The following is a 1,213-nucleotide window of genomic DNA, read 5'->3' as shown; positions in this document are numbered from 1 at the left end:
TAAATATGTTAACTTAAACAATATAAATTAGAAAGCACAAAAGAGGGGATTAAGGTTATTTTATACGCAGAGACTATAGATCTCGTCAACATTGAAAATCACCTCTCTTTTCTACACAGATTTCGTACAGTTCTATGAGGCATTTAGACCTCGATTTTAAGTCGTTGAAACTCGCGTAGATTGTCCTTTCAAAAAACATTTTCTTATGAATAAAGATATAAAATATTTTGGAATTGACATCAGTCATTTAGTATTTGATGTAACAGATTCAGATGGTAATTACTATCAGTTTAAAAACAGTTTAATTGGATTTAAAAAATTCATTAAACTCTTAAATTTTAATAGCCATTGTGTGATGGAAGCTACTGGTTATTATCATTATCAATTAGCGTATTATTTACAGGAAAATAGTATTGCTTTATCTGTAGAAAACCCTTTAGCAGTAAAACGTTTTATCCAGATGAAACTCTCTAAAATAAAGACAGATAAAAGTGATTCTAAACTAATTTGTGCTTATGCCAAGCAAGTAGATTTAAAGCTTTGGCAGGGTCAGTCAAAACATCAATTAGAGTGTCTTCAAATGACCAGATTGCTATCTGTATATACAAAACAGAGCACGATGTTAAAAAATAAATTACATGGAGAAGCTGTTTTGGGGAACCCAAGTAAATTAGTTGTTACTTCCTTAAAGAAAAGTTTACGCCAAGTTCAAAAAGAGATTAAAACGATAGAGGATAAATTGTTGGTTTTAGTAAAAGAAGTACATCAAAAAGTTTTATCGGACTTAAAAAGTATTCCAGGAATTGGACCAAAAACGTCTCTAATGTTAGTCGTTTTAACGGACGGATTTGAACGTTTTAAAAGTGGAAGTGAGTTGTGTAGTTATGCAGGATTAACACCTATAATTAGGCAAAGCGGCAGTAGTATTAATGGACGCCCCAGAATTAGTAAAATAGGAAATCAAAAGCTAAGAAATTTACTATTTATGTGCAGCTTTAATGCTTGTAAATACAACAAAGCTTGCAAGGCAATTTATGATCGAATAGTAGCTAAAGGAAAGAGTAAAAAATTAGCTTTAATTGCAGTTTGTAATAAGCTTTTAAAACAGGCATTTGCAATCGCCAAATCTGGGTTAATATATGACGATACTTTCAGAAGTGTGTTGGTGAAAAATTAAGTGAATTTTACTTGTTTTTTACCACAGTACTTTGTT

1 protein-coding gene is annotated in these 1,213 nt (G+C 30.9%); it reads left to right on the top strand.

From position 1 onward, the window contains the following. The first annotated feature begins 205 nt into the window (after window positions 1-205). Window positions 206-1,177, top strand: coding sequence for an IS110 family transposase (locus ES045_RS16195; RefSeq protein ID WP_147117312.1), 972 nt, complete (start codon window positions 206-208; stop codon window positions 1,175-1,177). The last annotated feature ends 36 nt before the right edge of the window (window positions 1,178-1,213 follow it).

Source organism: Polaribacter sp. IC073 (genome assembly GCF_007997075.1).
Taxonomy (GTDB): Bacteria; Bacteroidota; Bacteroidia; order Flavobacteriales; family Flavobacteriaceae; genus Polaribacter.
This window is presented reverse-complemented; position numbering and strand designations above follow the sequence as displayed.

Coding starts and splice junctions, on each gene's coding strand:
- ES045_RS16195 (WP_147117312.1), top strand. CDS start 206: ATGAATAAAGATATAAAATATTTTGGAATTGACATCAGTCATTTAGTA.